Origin of the sequence: Kitasatospora sp. NPDC088351 (assembly GCF_040685575.1) — a bacterium.
Lineage (GTDB): Bacteria > Actinomycetota > Actinomycetes > Streptomycetales > Streptomycetaceae > Kitasatospora.
On the sequence record NZ_JBFBIL010000010.1, the window covers coordinates 59,959 to 76,728 of the forward strand.

A 16,770-nucleotide genomic window follows, 5' to 3' on the forward strand; every position below is an offset into this window, starting at 1 on the left:
GCGGTGCGTCACCGTCCGGCGCGTCACGGCCCGGCCGGTGGGGTGGAGCCGGCGGCGGGTGCGGTGGCGGTCGCGGTGGGCGGGGCGGTCGGCCGGGGCGAGGTGGGCCGGCTGGTGGGGGTCGGCTGTGTCGGGGTGGGCGCGGTCGGGCTGGGCGCCTGCGGGGTCTGGTTCGTCGTCGGCTCGGGGACCGCGGTGGGCTGGGTGGTCGGGGCGGTGGGCGGCTCCGGGGTGCCGGGCGGCGCGGTCGTGGCGGTGGCGCTCGGGGAGGAGGAAGGCGAGACGGTGGCGGTGGCCGTCGGGCCGCTGCTCTGGCCGGTGCCGTGGCCCGGCTGGAGGTCGAAGTGCTGGACGGCGGTGCCGTCCAGGGCGTCGGACATGTAGGCGGTCCAGATCCGGGTGGGGAAGGCGCCGCCGTTGATCCGGGTGAGGCCCGCGGTGCCGGCCAGCGGCTCCTTGGCGTGGGTCTTCGGGTTCTCCCGGAACAGGCCGACGGTGGTGGCGAGTTCGGGGGTGAAGCCGGCGAACCAGGCGGAGAGGTTGGAGTCGGTGGTGCCGGTCTTGCCGGCGGCGGGGCGGCCGAGGTCGAGGGCGGCGGCACCGGTGCCGCGCGGGCCGACGACGTCGCGCAGCACGTCGGTGACGGCGTCGGCGGTGCCCCGGTCGAGCGCGGTGGTGGGGACGTGCTCGGGCATCTTGGGGACGTCGATGGAGCCGGAGTCGGCGTTGAGGCGTTCGAGTTTGACCACGGACCACGGGGCGTACGCCGCACCGTGGTTGGCGAAGGCGGCGTAGGCGCCGGCCAGGTCGAGGGCGCTGGGGGTGGCGGTGCCGAGGGTCATCGAGGTGTTGGCCGGGTCCATGCCGGGGACGTTGTCGGGGATGCCGAGCCGGACGGCGGTCTCCCGGACGTGTGCGAGTCCGGCGTCCACCCCCTCCTGCGCGTACACCGAGTTGACGGACTTCGTCATGGCGTAGCGCAGGGTGATGTTGCCGTAGTCGATGTCGTCCTCGTTGGGCGGGGCGTAGGGAGTGGGGCCACCGGTGACCGGGCGTTCGCTGGTGCCGTCGTAGCGGGTCTCGGTGGTGATCGGGCGGCCGTCGCCGCTGCTGCGGCCGGAGTCGAGCCCGGCGGCGAGGTCGATGGGCTTGAAGGTGGAGCCGATCTGGTTGTCCTGGCGCAGGGCGTCGTTGTAGGGCTGCTTGGCGTAGTCCGGGCCGCCGTAGACGGCGACGACGCGGCCGTTGCCGGGTTCGACGGAGGCGCCGGCGACGCGGACGTCGGTGTCGGTACCGGGCCGGGCCCTGGGGTCCAGTTCGTCGGTGAGTTCCTGTTGGACGGCGTGGACGAAGGCGTCCTGCTTGTTCTTGTCGAAGGTGGTGGTGATGCGCCAGCCGCCGGCCTTGAGGGTGGAGGTGTCGACGATCCCGGCGGAGGTCAGGTAGTCGTCGGCGACGCCGACGAGGTAGCCGGCCTGGCCGCTGAGGCCGGTGGCGGGCTGCGGGTCGATCGGGTCGGGGAAGGCGGTGGCGGCGCGGTCGGCCGGGCTGAGGAAGCCGAGTTGGACCATGCCGTCGAGGGTGTAGTTCCAGCGGGCGACGGCCTTGTCGCGGTTGGCCGGGGTGGCGGTCTTCACGTCGTAGGCGCTGGGGGCCTGGAGCAGGGCGGCGAGGTAGGCGCCCTGGGCGAGGGTGAGGTGGGAGACGTCGGTGCCGTAGTAGGCGTGGGCGGCGCTCTGGATGCCGTAGGCGTTGCGGCCGAAGTAGCTGCTGTTGAGGTACCCGGCGAGGATCTCGTTCTTGTCGCGCTGCTGGTCGACCTTGAGGGCGATGAACAGTTCGCGGCCCTTGCGGGAGATGGTCTGGTCCTGCGTCAGGTAGTAGTTCTTGACGTACTGCTGGGTGATGGTGGAGCCGCCCTGCATGCCCTTGCCGAGGAGGGTGTTCCAGCCGGCCCGGAGCATGCCCTTCAGGTCGATGCCGCGGTTCTGGTAGAAGGTGCGGTCCTCGGCCGAGACGACGGCGTGCTGGATGTCGGGCGGGATCCGGTCGATCGTCACGTCGGTCCGGTTGACGGCGCCGGTGCGGGCGATCTCGGTGGTGCCGTCGGAGTAGAGGTAGATGTTGTTCTGCGCGACGGCGTGGGCGTTGGGGTCGGGCACCGGGACGAGGACGTAGAGCACCGCGAAGGCGCCGACGGCGAGCAGCAGGACGGTGGTGAGGGCGCCGAGGGTGACCCGCCAGGTGGGCAGGAGCCGGCGCCAGAACGGGAGGGCGCGTCGGGCCTGGCGGCGAGCGGCACGTTTGGCCCGGCGGCGGGTGCGGCGATCTGCCCTCATGGTCATGCCGCGATTATGTGCTATTTGATCCGGAATCAGGCCCTTCTCTTTTGGCCCAACGGCCGTGGCGGCCGGGTTTGGTTCCGTTCGTCCGGAGTCGGTGGCGGGCGGGGCCGGGGCCTGCTCCGGGCCGGGGTGGGGGAAGGGCGGAAAACCCGGTGCGCGGGGTGATCGTCGGAGGTACGGTGAAAGGTGCAAACCACATAGCGCACCCACTTCGTGCAGCTCCGCCCGCCCTGCCCGGCACCCCCGGGTGGTGCCGGTCGGAGCCGGTCCGGCGTGCGCTGACGCCTACGGGCCGATGCTTGCCCGTATTTGTCGACAAGGAGACAATATGCCGAATGTCGAACCCCCTGAGACGCGGCTCGGGCCCCCTCCCGATCCGGCCGGTCCGGTCGGCCTCTACCTGGCCGTCGCCCGGGGAGCCTTCCGGCGCTACTCCACCTACCGGGCCGCCACCCTGGCCGGCGCCTTCACCAACACCGTCTTCGGCTTCATCCTCGCCTACACCTTCGTGGCCCTCTGGCAGGCCCGCCCCGGGCTCGGCGGCTACGACCAGAGCCAGGCCGTCACCTACATCTGGGTCAGCCAGGCGCTGCTGGTCACCGTCGCGGTCTGGGGCGGCGGGTTCCAGGACGACGTCCAGGACCGCTTCCGCAGCGGCGACATCGCCATCGACCTCTACCGCCCGGTGGACTTCCAGGGCTGGTGGCTGGCCACCGACCTCGGCCGGGCCGGCTTCCACCTGGTCACCCGCGGTGCGGTGCCCATGGTCGCGGGTGCGCTGGTCTTCCGCATCCGACTGCCCGAGCAGCCGCTGACCTGGGTGTTCTTCCTGTTCTCCGTGTTTCTCGCGGTGGTGGTCAGCTTCGGGCTGCGCTTCCTGGTCTCGCTCACCGGCTTCTGGCTGCACGACTCGGAGGGGGTCCGCTCGGTGATGCTGGTGGTGTCGATGTTCTTCTCCGGGATGCTGCTGCCGCTCTCGCTCTTCCCCGGCCGGCTCGGTGACCTCGCGCCCGTGCTGCCGTGGGCCGCGCTGGTACAGGTGCCGACCGACGTCTTCCTGGAGCGCTCGACCGGGGCGGGGCTGCTCGGCCCGCTCGGCTTCCAACTCGCCTGGGCCGCGGTGCTGCTCGCCGCCGGCCGGGCCGTCCAACTGCTCGCGACCCGCAAGGTGGTGGTCCAGGGTGGCTGACCTGACGACAGCGGCCGACCGGGCGGCGTCAGACCCGGCGGCAGCGGCCGACCGGGCCTCGTGGGCCGCCGGGACCTCGTGGACCGACCCGACGACCGGGACCCTGCTGGGCCGGACGCGCTGGGCGCTGAGCTGCTGGCGGCTCACCGCCGGGATGTGGATGCGCGCGATGATGTCGTACCGGGCCTCGTTCCTGCTGATGCTGGTCGCCAGCATCGCCGTCACCTCGCTGGACTTCGTCGTGGTCGTGCTGATGTTCCAGCACACCGACCGGCTCGGCGGCTGGACCCTGCCGGAGCTCGGCTTCCTCTACGGCACCTCCGGCTTCGCGCTCGGCACCGCCAACCTGCTGGTCGGCTCGATCGAGGGCCTCGGCCAGCGGATCAAGGCCGGGACGCTGGACACCGTGCTGATCCGGCCCGCACCCGCGCTCGCCCAGCTCTGCGCGGAGCGCTTCTCGCTGCGGCGGCTCGGCCGTCCGCTCCAGGCGCTGGCGGTGCTGGCCTGGGCCCTGCCCGCGCTGGACGTCTCCTGGACCTGGGACCGGGTGCTGCTCGTGCCCGTCCTGCTGGTCTGCGGCACGGCCATCTTCGGGGCGATCTTCGTCGGCGGCGCGACCTTCCAGTTCTGGTGGGGAGAGGCCAAGGAACTGCAGAACTCCTTCACCTACGGCGGCGCGACGCTGCTGCACTACCCGCCGACCGTCTTCGCCAAGGAAATGGTGGCGGGCGTGGTCTTCGGCGTCCCGCTGGCCTTCGTCAACTGGCTGCCCGCCCTGCGCATCCTCGACCGGCCCGACCCGCTCGGCCTGCCCGCCGCCTTCCAGTACGCCTCGCCGCTCGCGGCGGCGCTCAGCCTGGCCGCAGCCGGCCTGGCCTGGCGCGCGGGGCTGCGGGCGTACCGCGGTACCGGCAGCTGACGGCTGCTCGCTTCCCTCGTCCCCTCTGAACGGAGAACTCCCATGGCACTGATCGAACTCGAAGACGTCCGCCGCACCTTCACCGTCCGCGCCAAGGCCGGCCGGCTGAAGCGGGAGAAGCGCGAGGTGCGCGCGGTGGACGGGCTGAGCTTCGGCATCGAGGCCGGCGAGTGCGTCGGCTACATCGGCCCCAACGGCGCCGGCAAGTCCACCACCATCAAGATGCTCACCGGCATCCTGGTACCCACCGGCGGGCGGCTGCGGGTCGCCGGAGTGGACCCGGCCCGGGAGCGGGTCACCCTCGCCCGGCGGATCGGCGTCGTCTTCGGCCAGCGCACCACGCTCTGGTGGGACCTGCCGCTGCGCGACTCCTACGAACTCGCCCGCCGCATCTACCGCATCCCCGACCAGCGATATCGCGCCAACCTGGAACGCTGCGTCGAACTGCTCGACCTCGGCGCGCTGCTGGACACCCCGGTACGGCAGCTCTCGCTCGGCCAGCGGATGCGCGGCGACCTCGCGGCGGCGCTGCTGCACGACCCGCAGGTGCTCTACCTGGACGAGCCCACCATCGGGCTGGACGTGGTCAGCAAGGGCAAGGTGCGCGAGTTCCTGCGCGAGGTCAACCGGGAGCAGGGGACCACCGTGCTGCTCACCACCCACGACCTGACCGACATCGAGCAGCTCTGCGACCGGGTGATGGTGATCGACCACGGCCGGGTCGTCTACGACGGCGGGCTGGACGGTCTGCACGCGGCCGGTGAGAGCGAGCGGACCCTGGTCGTCGACCTCGCCGAGGCCCGTCCGGCGATCGAGGTGGCCGGTGCGCGGGTGGTGAAGGTGGAGGGCCCGCGCCAGTGGCTGGCCTTCCCGGCCCAGCAGAGTGCCGCCCCGATCGTGGCCGCGGTCGCGGACCGCTACCCGCTGGTCGACCTCTCGGTCCGCGAGCCCGCCATCGAGGACGTGATCGCCCGGATGTACGCCGAGGTCGCGATCGGCTGACCGGGCCCGCGCCGCGGGCGGAGCGCGCCCGGCCGGGCGGGGCCGGGCGCGTGGCCGCTCGTCGGTGTGCGTCGGTATGCGTCGGCGGGCGTCGGTGTGCGTCGGCGGGTTGGCAGCGCGTGTCGGCGGGTGGCGGCGGTTGAGGGCGCGTAAGGGCGGTTGGCGGCGCTCGAAGCGTTCGCCCGGCGTGCTCAGGTGGGGCACGCCGTCCGCTCGCGCCGGGCAACGGGCAGACTGGCGGGGTGAGTGACGAAGCCTTCAGCGGGACCGGCCCCGGGGTCCGGTTCACCGCGGCCGATGAGGAGAAGAGACGTGGCGTCCGCCGGATGAAGACCTTCGCGACCGGCCTGCTGGCCTTCGCGACCCTGGTCTTCGCCCTCGCCACCTGGGCGCAGGCGGCCGGCGCCGGCGCCTGGGCGGGCTATGTGGCGGCGGCCGCCGAGGCGGGGATGGTCGGCGCGCTCGCCGACTGGTTCGCCGTGACGGCGCTGTTCCGACGCCCCTTCGGCCTGCCGATCCCGCACACCGCGATCATCCCGACCAAGAAGGACGCCTTCGGCCGGTCGCTCGGCGACTTCGTCGGCGACAACTTCCTCTCCGGGCACGTGGTGCGCGGCCGGCTCGCCGCGCTCGGCATCGCGCGCCGGCTGGGGGAGTGGCTGGCCGCCCCCGGCAGCGCCGAGCGGGTCACCAAGGAGGCGTCGGCGGCGCTGCGCGGGGTGCTCGCGGTGCTGCGGGACGACGACGTGCAGGCGGTCGTCGGCGAGGCGGTGACCAGACGGGCCGCCGCCACCTCGGTCGCCGAGCCGATGGGCCGGATGCTCGGCAAGGTCGTCGCCGACGGCGGCCACCACGGGGTCGTCGACCTGATCGCGGTACGGGCGCACGGCTGGCTGACCGAGAACCACGAGGAGGTCATCCAGCGGGTCACCCAGAAGACCCCGGGCTGGACGCCCCGGTTCATCGACCACCAGGTCGGCGAGCGGGTCTACAAGGAGCTGATGCGGTTCGTCACCGACATCCGGGACGACCAGGACCACCCCGCGCGCGGCGCCATCGACAACTTCCTCGCCGACTTCGCCACCGAGTTGCAGACCGACCCGGAGACCATCGCCCGGGTCGAGCGGGCCAAGGCCGATCTGCTGGCCCGCTCCGAGGTGCAGGACCTGATCGCCTCCACCTGGGCCGCCGTTCGCACCCTGGTGCTGAACGCCGCCGAGGACGAGGACAGCGAACTGCGCCGACGCATCCGCGAGGGCGTGCGCGACTTCGGCGCCCGTCTGGTCACCGACCGGAAGCTCCAGGCCAAGGTGGACGGCTGGCTCCAGGACGCCGCCCAGTACCTGGTGGAGACCTACCGCGCCGAGATCACCTCGCTGATCTCCGAGACGGTCGCGGGCTGGGACGCCGACGACGCCTCCCGCAAGATCGAGGCCAACGTCGGCCGCGACCTGCAGTTCATCCGGATCAACGGCACCGTGGTCGGCGCCCTGGCCGGTCTGCTCATCCACACCGTGGCCGTCGCCCTCGGGGGGTGACTTAGGCTTGCGCCCCGCACTGTCCTCGCGGACGGTGCGGATACTGCGGACACTGCTGATACGCGCGTAGAGGAAGAAGGGCACCACCGTGGTCCAGCCGGACGGAAGTCGGATCGGAACCCCCAGCGGAAGCGACGGCGCGAACGCCGCCGGAAACCGGGGCATCGAGGCGTTCATCGCCGGGATGCCGAAAGCGGAACTGCACGTCCACCACGTCGGATCGGCCTCGCCGCGGGTGGTCGCCGAACTGGCCGCCCGCTACCGCGGCCACGCGAAGGTGCCGACCGACCCCGCGGCCCTCGCCGAGTACTTCAGCTTCACCGACTTCGCGCACTTCATCGAGGTCTACCTGAGCGTCGTCGACCTGATCCGCGACGCCGAGGACGTCCGCGCGCTGACCTACGGCGTCGCCGAGGACATGGCCCGGCAGAACATCCGGTACGCCGAGCTGACCGTCACCCCGTACTCCTCGGTCAGCCGGGGCATCCCGGACGTCGCCTTCATGGAGGCCATCGAGGACGCCCGGGTGCGGGCCGAGAAGGACCTCGGCGTCGTGCTCCGCTGGTGCTTCGACATCCCCGGTGAGGCCGGTCTGGCCGCCGCCGAGGAGACCGCCCGCCTCGCCGTGGACCTCGCCCCCGAGGGCCTGGTCAGCTTCGGCCTCGGCGGCCCGGAGATCGGCGTGCCGCGCCCGCAGTTCAAGCCGTACTTCGACCGGGCGCGGGCGGCCGGCCTGCGCAGCGTCCCGCACGCGGGCGAGACCACCGGCCCGGAGACGGTCTGGGACGCGCTGCGGGTGCTCGGCGCCGAGCGCATCGGCCACGGCACGCAGGCCGTGCGGGACCGGGCGCTGCTGGACCACCTCGGCGAGCACCGGATTCCGCTGGAGGTCTGCCCGACCTCCAACATCGCCACCCGGGCGGTGGAGCGGATCGAGGAGCACCCGATCAGGCAGATGGTCGACGCGGGGCTGCTGGTCACCGTCAACAGCGACGACCCGCCGATGTTCGGGACCGACCTCAACACCGAGTACGCGGTGGCGGCCCGACTGCTGGACCTGGACGAGGCCGGGGTCTCGGCACTGGCGCGCAACGCCGTCGAGGCGTCCTTCCTGGACGCGGCCGGGAAGGCCAGGATCGTCGGCGAGATCGACGCCCACCTGGCCGGGTGGCAGCGGGGCTGACCTGCCCGTTCCGGCCTCGCCGGGTTTCTCCGGGTGGTCTTCCGTTCCTCTGCCGTGCGGCCTTCCACCCTCTACCGCGTGATCCTCCACCGCCCCGCCGGCTGTTGCCCGCGGGGCGGTTCGCTGTCGGCCGCACCCCCTGGTGTCATGGTGGCGCCACTCCGGCGGTGGTGGTGCCAAAAAGGTCTGGCCGTGGCGCCACGGGTGTGCCACGATGGCGTCATGGACCTCTCCCCGTACGTCGACAACCTCCGGCACGAGCTCGCGGTGGCGGCGGGCGCGGGTGGCGACGACGCCCGCGCCCTCGCCGAGCGGCTCACCCTGCCCCTGGAGTCGGCCGTCCGGCTCACTCTGCTCAACGCGCTCTCCGCGGCCGTGACCGAGATCACCCGTGACCTCGCCCCCGGCTCGGTCGACGTGCGGCTGCGTGGGCTCGATCCCGAGTTCGTGGTGACGGTGCCCCCGTCGCCGGAGCCGTACGAGAGTCCCAGGGGGGTGGTGTCATCCATGGTGCCACCCGTGCCACCGGCGGCCCCGTTGGCGCCGGACTTGGACGACAGCAACACCGCCCGGATCAACTTCCGCCTCCCCGGTCACCTCAAGAGCAGGGCGGAGGAGGCCGCCGGGCAGGAGGGGCTCTCGGTCAACGCCTGGCTCGTCCGGGCCGTCGCCGCCGCCCTGGAGCCGGGGGAGCCCGCCGCCCGCACCCCCGGCCGTACCCGCCCGGGAGTCGGGCAGGGCTACACGGGCTGGGTCCACTAGCCCGGGATCCGCCGCGCTCCGCCAGCAAGCGAGTCACTTCTCTTCCACGTCACCCCCGCTCCCACCAGCGGGAACACACACCAGAGCCAAGAGGACGGGACAGCCATGCCTACTTTCGACACCCCCGACGCGATCTCCGCCATCCTCGAATTCGACATCGGGTCGGTCCGGATCATCGCGAGCAAGCGCATCGACACGGTCGTCGAGGTGCGGCCCGCGGACGGCACCGTGGAGGCGGACATCCGGGCCGCACAGCAGACCAAGGTCACCTACGCGAGCGGCAGGCTGTCGGTGAAGGGGCCGAAGAAGCGCTCGCTGTTCGGCCGGACGGGCTCGATCGATGTCACCGTCGAGCTGCCGGCCGGCTCCGAGGTGCACGGCAACTCGCCGATGGCGGACTTCATCTGCGAAGGCCTGCTCGGTGACTGCCGGCTGAAGACGTCCCTCGGCAACATCCAGGTCGAGCAGGCCGCCACCGTCGAGCTGAAGGTCGACCACGGCGACATCCGGCTGGAGCAGGCGAGCGGGGACGCCGAGATCGCCGGGTCGGGCCGGGTCCGGATCGGCGAGGTCGGCGGCGCGGTGACGGTGAAGAACGGCAACGGGGAGACGGAGATCGGCGAGGTGCGCGGCAACCTGCGGGCCAACGCCTCCAACGGACGGATCGACGTCGGGGTCGCGCATGCGGACGTGGACGCCAAGACGGCCCACGGCGGCATCCGGATCGCCGAGGTGACGCGCGGCCGGGTGGTCCTGCAGACCAGCGTGGGGGACTTGGAGGTCGGCATCCGCGAGGCGACGGCAGCCTGGATCGACGTGCACTCCCAGATCGGCGGCGTGCGCAACTCCCTCGGTCCGGTGGAGGGGCCGGGTGAGGCACGGGAGACCGTCGAGGTGCGGGCGCGGACGCAGGTCGGCGACATCGTGATCCGGCGTTCCTGAGCATCCGTCACAGAGAAGGCAGCGAGACCGTCATGACCTCAGCGCCCAGCCCGCCCACGTCGACCGCGGCGATCTCCGCCGTCGGTCTGAGCAAGTCCTACGGCGACAGAGCGGTGCTCACCGGCATCGATCTGCACATCCCCGAGGGCACGGTGTTCGCCCTGCTCGGGCCGAACGGCGCGGGCAAGACCACCACCGTGCAGATCCTCTCGACCCTCATCCCGGCCGACGGGGGGACGGCCCGGGTGGCGGGCCACGACCTGGTCCGGGAGAGCGACGCCGTCCGGACCGCGATCGGCGTCACCGGCCAGTTCTCGGCCGTGGACAACCTGCTCACCGCCGAGGAGAACCTGCTGCTGATGGCGGACCTCAACCACCTCGGCCGTCGGGAGGGGCGGAGGCGGGCGGTGGAGCTGCTGCGGAGGTTCGACCTGACGGGGGCGGCGGCCAAGCCGGTCGTCACGTTCTCGGGCGGGATGCGGCGCAAACTGGACCTGGCGATGACGCTGGTCGGCGATCCGCGGATCATCTTCCTCGACGAGCCGACGACGGGGCTGGACCCGCGCAGCCGGCGGACGATGTGGGAGATCATCCGGGGGCTGGTGGCCGACCACGGCGTCACGATCTTCCTGACCACGCAGTACCTGGAGGAGGCCGACCAACTGGCCGACCGGATCGCGGTGCTGGACGGCGGCCGGATCGTCGCCGAGGGGACGGCGGACGAGCTGAAGCGGCTGATCCCGGGCGGCCACATCCGGCTCCGGTTCGCGGACGCGGGGGAACTCGCCGCGGCGGCCCGCCTGTTCGACTACGCCACGGCGGACGACGAGGCGCTCACCCTGGACATCCCCGGCGACAACTCCGTCCTCACCGTGAAGGCCGTGTTCGACGCGCTCGACAACGCGTCCGTCCGCGCGGAGTCGCTCACCGTGCACGTCCCCGACCTGGACGACGTGTTCCTCACCCTGACCGGGGAAGGCGCCGCCCGATGAGCACCATGAGCTATGCCGTCAGCGACTCGCTGACGATGCTGCGACGCAACCTGAAGCACGCGGTGCGGTATCCGTCCATGACGTTCGCGGTCGTGATGATGCCCGTGATGATGCTGCTGCTGTTCAACTACGCGTACGGCGGGGCCCTCGGCGAGGGGATCGGCGGCGGCAAGTACATCGACTACGTGACGCCCGGCATCGTCCTGATGGCGGCGACCTCGGGCGCTCTCGTCACCGCGGTCGGCGTCTGTGTGGACATGACCGAGGGGATCGTCAACCGCTTCCGGACGATGGCGATATCCCGTTCGGCGTTCCTCACCGGGCATGTCGTCGGCAGCCTGATCCAGACGGTGATCGGCCTCGTGCTCGTCATCGGCGCGGCCTTCGCGACGGGGTTCCGTCCCGACGCCACCCCGGTGGAGTGGCTCGCGGCCATTGGGCTGCTGGTCTTCGTGACCCTCGCCCTGACCTGGCTGGCGGCCGGCATCGGTCTGGTCGCCAAGACCCCCGAGAGCGCCAGCAACATCCCGATGCCGCTCCAGTTCCTGCCCTTCATCGGCAGCGCCATCGTCCCGCCCGACTCCATGCCGACCGCCCTGCGCTGGTTCGCCGAGTACCAGCCCTTCACCCCGATCATCGAGACCCTCCGGGGCCTCCTGATGGGCACCCCCATCGGCACCAGCGCCCTCAGCGCCCTCGCCTGGTGCCTCGCCCTGACCCTCACCGGCTACCTCTGGGCCCGCACGGTCTTCCACCGCACCGCGCGGCGGTAGGCGCCTCGCGGGTGCTCGTCGCGGATCAGGTGCTCGGCGCCGGGGTGCAGCCCCGGCAATGGCCTTTTCTCAGCGAGGGTTGAGAGGCGCATCGGCTGCCTCGCGTCCACCTCCCGGTCCTCTCGTCTGCTGCGGTGGAGCGAACGCCGGAAGTGATTCGAGTGCGAACGGCATGCATGGGGTACTTCCCGTGCGGCTGGGCGGTCGCCCGGTCGCACCGATCTGACGGGAGTCACCCATGCGACGTGCGGTAACTGTGTTCGGAGCCCTGGCCGCGGCGGGGATGATGGCGCTCGCCGTGCCCACCTCGGCCTCGGCGGCCCACGGCACCTTCGTCTTCGGCGGCGGGCAGGTGGTCGAGAACCCGAGCGGGTGTGTCAATGCCGATATCTGGCCGCTCATCCTCCACAACCGCACGAACGAGTACGCCGTGGTCTACAGCGGCCCGAACTGTACGGGTGACGTCCTGACGGTCGTTCCCCCGGGCGGCCGGACGACCCAGGAGTTCGGCTCAAGCGTGTACGTCGCCTGACCGTACGCGGTTCCAGCCGAGGCCGGCCCGGCATCGCGGGCCGGCCTCACTGTGTGTGGCCGCAGGTGCCATGGGAGCATCGGCGAGGCCGACCGGGGCCGGGGCGGGCCGGGTGGCGGTCACTCCCTGGCGTTAACTTTCGTGTGGGGATCACTCGTTCGACGGATGGGTGGCTTGGTCATGCCGATCCGGCCGTGGTCGGGTGTCGGCATGACCACCACCGCAATTCGGCGGCTCGTCGCCTCCGCCGCTGTCGCCGTCGTCATCACCACCACCCTGGGGGCCGCCCCTGCGACACGGCCGGCCTCGGCCGACTCGCTCGGCCTCCTTCAGCTCTCCGTCACCCGTGACGAGGACGGCTCCCTCGTGGAGGACTTCGTCCTCACCTGCGACCCGAACGGCGGCACCCACCCCGATCCGGACGCCGCCTGCGCAGCCCTGACCGCAGCCGACGGAGACTTCGACCGCCTTGTCGGCGATCCGGACCGCTTCTGTCCCGACTACTACGACCCGGTCACCGCCGACGCCGAGGGCGAGTGGAACGGCCAACGGGTCGCCTGGCAGAAGACCTTCACCAACCAGTGCTTCCTGGAGCGCGCCACGACCCCGGTCTTCTGAGGCCGAGGACGCCCCGCATCAGCAGCCCGGCCCTCCGTCGAAGGACGGAGGGCCGGGCTGCTGGCGTGTCACGGTAAAGAGGATCGGATTGGAGTCGATGTCATCCTGCTCGGTCGCATGCAACTCCAGCACAGTGTCTGACGTGGAGTCAGGAGTACGTAGACCTCCTGGCGCGCCGGGCCGGGGGCTTTGAAGGTGCGACGAATCCGGCCCTGCGGAAAGTTCTGATGCGAAATCGTTACTACTTGCAGAGGGCCGCAAGTGCTGCCGATTTGCGCAGAATCTGCGCCCGGTATCGACCGAGTCCTCCAGGAGTTTCGTGGCTGACGGTCATCGCATGATCGCTGTGGGGTTTCGGGCTCGTTGCCCCGTGCGGATGTGACTGTCAGTATGACGAACGGCACCGGCGGTCAGCCGGTGCCGTTCTAGTGACCGGGCTCGGCGTTGCAGCGCTGGAGTCCCGATCCCGCCACCGACCCGTAACAGAAGGAGAAGTGATGGCGGATCTCACCACCCCCGCACTGCGGGTGCGTTCAAAGATAGCGCGATCTGTCGCGATAGCAGGACTGGCCGTTGCGGCAGCGGTTGCCGCGGCCCCGGCGGCAACGGCCTCCGGGACGAGCGGCCAAACCAATGGCTGCTACTCGACTTGGGGTAGCACCGGATCCAACGCGCACTGCAAGAGCGTTGGGGTCACCGGCTACTACCGCAACCACGCAGAGTGCAGTTGGCAGTCCGACCGGTGGAGCACGTACTACTACTTCTGGAACCTGTCTTCTCAGCCCAACTGGGGGCAGGTCGACTGCGCGTTCTCGATCGAGAGCTCGTGGGTTGACTACACCACCGGTCCGTGACCAGTACATCGGAGGAGAGAGTGATGACGAAGTCTGACAATTCGGCTCCGAGTCGGCGTTCCTCGATGGCGCGGGCCGCCGCAATCGCCGGTCTTGCCGCTGCCGCAGTCGCCGTCGTGTCTCCGGCCGCAATGGCCAGCGGGACCAGCAACGATGTCAATGGCTGCTACTCCACATGGGGCAGCACCGGGTCGAACGCGCATTGCAAAGACGTGACTGCTACGGGATTCTACCGTAATGCGGCGTCCTGTAACTGGTCTTTGGACCAGCAGTCGGCCGAGTACATGTTTCTCTTCGGCTCGTCGAAGCAGGACTGGGGACAGGTGGACTGCACGTTCAAGATCAATTTCTCCTGGGTGAACTTCCGAGGCTGATGCAACCCGGCAGGACATGAAGTACCGGGCGCCCTCGTCTCTGGGGGCGCCCGGCTGATCGTGTGAAGGGAAAGAAAGCGCGTGCAACCGATTGCGGCCCTGTCGGGGTTAGTGCAGGGTTACGGCCGCCGCGAGGTGATTTCCGGCCTTGACTGGGACCTTGGCATTGGCGTGCATGGCCTGCTGGGCCCGAATGGTGCGGGTAAGACGACACTCTTGCGCACCCTGGCCACCGTCGTGCCGGCCAGGCAGGGATCGCTGACAGTATGCGGCCACATGGTGCGCTCGGAGCGCTCCGCGCGAGCCGCCCGTCGGCGGATCGGTTACCTCCCACAGGACTTCGGCTACTACCCGGCCTACTCGGTGTACGACTTCGTCCGCTACTGTGCGTGGCTGCGTGGTGTGCCGTCCAGAGAGTCCCATCAGGAGACCGTGAGGGCGATCGAGTCCGTGGGCCTCGAAGGCCGCGCAAAAGACACGATGAAGTCACTCTCGGGCGGGATGCTCCGCCGCGCGGGCGTCGCCTCCGCGATCGTCGGTTCACCCAGCCTGCTGTTGCTGGACGAGCCCACTGTCGGACTCGACCCGGCACAGCGACTTCAGTTCCGCGACCTCATCCGGTCGTTGAAGGACACTGCCGTGATCCTCAGTACCCATCTCGTGGAGGATGTCGCGGCCGTCTGTGACGAGGTCGCCGTCATGCGGGATGGCGCGTTCGTGTTCCGCGGTACGCCGCGCGATCTTGCCGCACGCAGCGCGGAGGCCGGTGTGGCAGGCGACAGTCCGCTGGAACGCGGGTACATGGCAACCTTGGGAGTGTCGGCGTGATCCGTATTCTCCTGATGGAGTTGCGTCGGTCGCCACTTCGGTGGTGGCTGCCGGTCCTGATTGCTCTCGATCTTGCCGTTCTGTTCGGGAGGTCGCGGTGGTGGATCGGCGTGTGGTCGGAGGCAAGCGTCGCTGCGCAGATCCCGTCGTTCTACGTCGGTCCTCTGCTTGCGACGGCTGCCGCCTGGTCTGCCGGCCGGGTACATCGGAACCGCATGGGCGATCAGATCGCGGCAGGATCCAAGCCCCGTTGGAACAGCGAGTTACCGCAGCTTGCCGCGACCGTAACCTACGGTCTCGTGGCCTACATGGTCGGCGTCGTTGCCGCTGCCGCAGTCAGCGTCGAAGAAGCCGGACCGGGTTTCCTCTGGCTCGGCTATGTGTTCCTCGGCGTGAGCGTCATCACGTTGTGTGCGAGCGCGGGACATCTGGTCGGCAGCTGGTTTCCCTCTGGCGTAGCTGTACCGGTCATCGTCGGCCTTGCCTGCTTTGTCGTCCTGGCTGCCGCAGGAGGGCCGGGCAATCTCGGACTGTTCATGCTCTCCGGCGCCCCGTACGTCGGCATCGTGCCCACCGCGCTCGTCGCCCGCTTGGCCCTGGCCGGTGTAGTCGCCGTTCTCGCGGTCCTGGCCCCCCGCCCAACCGGGCGCGTCTTTGGGGGCCCAGGCGTGGTGTTCGCCGGTGGCTCCGTGGCCCTGGCGTTGCTGTCCGTCCTGGCGCTGGGAGCCGCGGGCGCCGTCCGAGAACCGCGTCCAGCGCCAGCCGCCCCGCTGTGCACGAACACTACCCCGCAGATCTGCGTTTGGCCGGAGCAGCGTAAGTACCTGCCGCAGCTGGAAGAGATGGCGATCCGCGCAGCCGCCCTGCCGGCAGACCTGATCAAGTCGCCTGGATCGTTCCACGAACAGGGCCTGCGTGGCGGAGGCGAGCTCGACGGGGACTTCTCGATCAGCGAGGGTTCCATGTGGGAGGCCGCAATAGGAATTGCGATGGCGATAGGCAACGCCTCCGAGCCGAAGCCCTGCCAGGGCAACGACGCGGCTGGCGAACGCCGCTATCGGGCAATGTTCGAGGTCGACGCGTGGATCACCGCGCGTATCGCCGGAGGGGGGCAGCCCGCAGACCGGCACGGCGGGCCTCCCGGTGTGGACCAGGCCGAGATCGCCCGGCTCATCACCACTCCGGAGGCGTACCAGGAGAACTGGGTTCGGCAACGGATGGAGACCATCGGTGGGGCTCACTGTGGATGAGCCCCGTTGGGGCACGATCTCGCGATTCGCGCGGTCTCACAACGTTCGCGGCATCTTTACCGTGTTCGCGCTCGTTGCCGTATGTGACGCGTTGTTCGGCTCAGTTATGCTCCAACTTCCCTACACGAACGGGGGAACGGGGATACCGTTCAGGCGGGAAATCCCGCTCGTCTTTGCGACCGTGTCGGTAGCCGGGCTGGCCAGCCTTATGCAGCGGTTCGAGGAGACCGCCACGACCGCATTCCGCCGCGCCCAACTCGCTTGGATCGCGGGTGTTGTGGCCTTGTCCGCAGCTGTCCTCGGTGTGGAGGAACTTGTCATCAGCTCGCCTGCCGTCGCTGTACTTCTTACACGCGGTCTGCTGATCTGGACCGGTCTTGCACTACTCTCCGGCCGCTTGTTCGGATGGAGACTCTCCTTCATTCTGCCCTTGGCCAGCGTCTTCCCCCTCACCTACTGGCAATACGATGCGCAGGGCCGTAACAGGTGGTGGGACTGGACCAACCAGCCGCCCACTGCCTGGCCCTGCTGGGCCCTCGCTGTCGTGGCTCTTGGCATCGGTTGTGCGGCAATGACCCTGACACCGTGGCGTGCGGCCAGGATGCGCTCGGGGTGGAGCATGCGGGTCTGGGCGCGGTTGCGTTGAGGAGGCCGGGCCGGCCCGGCCCT

At 70.4% G+C, this 16,770-nt stretch carries 17 protein-coding genes; 16 read left to right on the forward strand and 1 reads right to left on the reverse strand.

The window, feature by feature from the left end; genetic code table 11:
• Window positions 1-23: 23 nt before the first annotated feature.
• Complete coding sequence (locus AB0P06_RS10635) at window positions 24-2,345, reverse strand: transglycosylase domain-containing protein (protein WP_363606668.1); 2,322 nt, start codon at window positions 2,343-2,345, stop codon at window positions 24-26.
• 328 nt (window positions 2,346-2,673) lie between these two features.
• Between AB0P06_RS10635 and AB0P06_RS10640 the strand changes: the two genes are divergently transcribed.
• The 16 genes from AB0P06_RS10640 (at window position 2,674) to AB0P06_RS10715 (ending at window position 16,747) form a co-directional block, all read left to right on the forward strand.
• The gene (locus AB0P06_RS10640; RefSeq protein ID WP_363606669.1) at window positions 2,674-3,534 is read left to right on the forward strand and encodes an ABC-2 family transporter protein; all 861 of its coding nucleotides are present in this window, start codon (window positions 2,674-2,676) and stop codon (window positions 3,532-3,534) included.
• A complete protein-coding gene (locus AB0P06_RS10645) occupies window positions 3,527-4,453 on the forward strand; it encodes an ABC-2 family transporter protein (RefSeq protein ID WP_363606671.1) in 927 nt (308 codons plus the stop codon). Before AB0P06_RS10640 ends, AB0P06_RS10645 begins: the two co-directional genes overlap by 8 nt.
• Window positions 4,454-4,495: 42 nt before the next feature.
• Window positions 4,496-5,455 (forward strand): ATP-binding cassette domain-containing protein, encoded by a 960-nt coding sequence (locus AB0P06_RS10650; protein ID WP_363606673.1) that lies wholly within the window; start codon window positions 4,496-4,498, stop codon window positions 5,453-5,455.
• A gap of 242 nt (window positions 5,456-5,697) precedes the next feature.
• Window positions 5,698-6,993, forward strand: coding sequence for a DUF445 domain-containing protein (locus AB0P06_RS10655; protein WP_363606674.1), 1,296 nt, complete (start codon window positions 5,698-5,700; stop codon window positions 6,991-6,993).
• A 163-nt stretch (window positions 6,994-7,156) separates the two neighbouring features.
• The gene (locus tag AB0P06_RS10660) at window positions 7,157-8,176 is read left to right on the forward strand and encodes an adenosine deaminase (RefSeq protein ID WP_363606793.1); all 1,020 of its coding nucleotides are present in this window, start codon (window positions 7,157-7,159) and stop codon (window positions 8,174-8,176) included.
• 222 nt (window positions 8,177-8,398) lie between these two features.
• On the forward strand, window positions 8,399-8,938 hold the full coding sequence (locus tag AB0P06_RS10665; RefSeq protein WP_363606675.1) for a hypothetical protein: 540 nt from the start codon (window positions 8,399-8,401) through the stop codon (window positions 8,936-8,938).
• A 105-nt stretch (window positions 8,939-9,043) separates the two neighbouring features.
• Window positions 9,044-9,880: a DUF4097 family beta strand repeat-containing protein gene (locus AB0P06_RS10670; protein ID WP_363606676.1), complete on the forward strand. Its 837-nt coding sequence runs from the start codon at window positions 9,044-9,046 to the stop codon at window positions 9,878-9,880.
• A 32-nt stretch (window positions 9,881-9,912) separates the two neighbouring features.
• Window positions 9,913-10,872 (forward strand): ATP-binding cassette domain-containing protein, encoded by a 960-nt coding sequence (locus AB0P06_RS10675; RefSeq protein WP_363606678.1) that lies wholly within the window; start codon window positions 9,913-9,915, stop codon window positions 10,870-10,872.
• On the forward strand, window positions 10,869-11,645 hold the full coding sequence (locus AB0P06_RS10680; RefSeq protein ID WP_363606680.1) for an ABC transporter permease: 777 nt from the start codon (window positions 10,869-10,871) through the stop codon (window positions 11,643-11,645). The genes AB0P06_RS10675 and AB0P06_RS10680 overlap by 4 nt, the downstream gene beginning before the upstream one ends.
• Window positions 11,646-11,883: 238 nt before the next feature.
• Window positions 11,884-12,177, forward strand: coding sequence for a hypothetical protein (locus AB0P06_RS10685; RefSeq protein WP_363606681.1), 294 nt, complete (start codon window positions 11,884-11,886; stop codon window positions 12,175-12,177).
• Window positions 12,178-12,387: 210 nt separating this feature from the next.
• Window positions 12,388-12,795 (forward strand): SSI family serine proteinase inhibitor, encoded by a 408-nt coding sequence (locus tag AB0P06_RS10690; protein WP_363606682.1) that lies wholly within the window; start codon window positions 12,388-12,390, stop codon window positions 12,793-12,795.
• A 497-nt stretch (window positions 12,796-13,292) separates the two neighbouring features.
• Complete coding sequence (locus AB0P06_RS10695; RefSeq protein WP_363606683.1) at window positions 13,293-13,649, forward strand: hypothetical protein; 357 nt, start codon at window positions 13,293-13,295, stop codon at window positions 13,647-13,649.
• A gap of 23 nt (window positions 13,650-13,672) precedes the next feature.
• Entirely contained in the window at window positions 13,673-14,023 is a 351-nt protein-coding gene (locus AB0P06_RS10700) for a hypothetical protein (protein WP_363606684.1), read from the forward strand.
• 81 nt (window positions 14,024-14,104) lie between these two features.
• Window positions 14,105-14,851 carry an ATP-binding cassette domain-containing protein gene (locus AB0P06_RS10705; protein WP_363606686.1) on the forward strand — a complete coding sequence of 249 codons (747 nt, stop codon included), beginning with the start codon at window positions 14,105-14,107 and terminating at the stop codon, window positions 14,849-14,851.
• On the forward strand, window positions 14,848-16,101 hold the full coding sequence (locus AB0P06_RS10710; protein ID WP_363606688.1) for an ABC transporter permease: 1,254 nt from the start codon (window positions 14,848-14,850) through the stop codon (window positions 16,099-16,101). The genes AB0P06_RS10705 and AB0P06_RS10710 overlap by 4 nt, the downstream gene beginning before the upstream one ends.
• Window positions 16,082-16,747 carry a hypothetical protein gene (locus AB0P06_RS10715; RefSeq protein ID WP_363606690.1) on the forward strand — a complete coding sequence of 222 codons (666 nt, stop codon included), beginning with the start codon at window positions 16,082-16,084 and terminating at the stop codon, window positions 16,745-16,747. The genes AB0P06_RS10710 and AB0P06_RS10715 overlap by 20 nt, the downstream gene beginning before the upstream one ends.
• Window positions 16,748-16,770 lie beyond the last annotated feature (23 nt).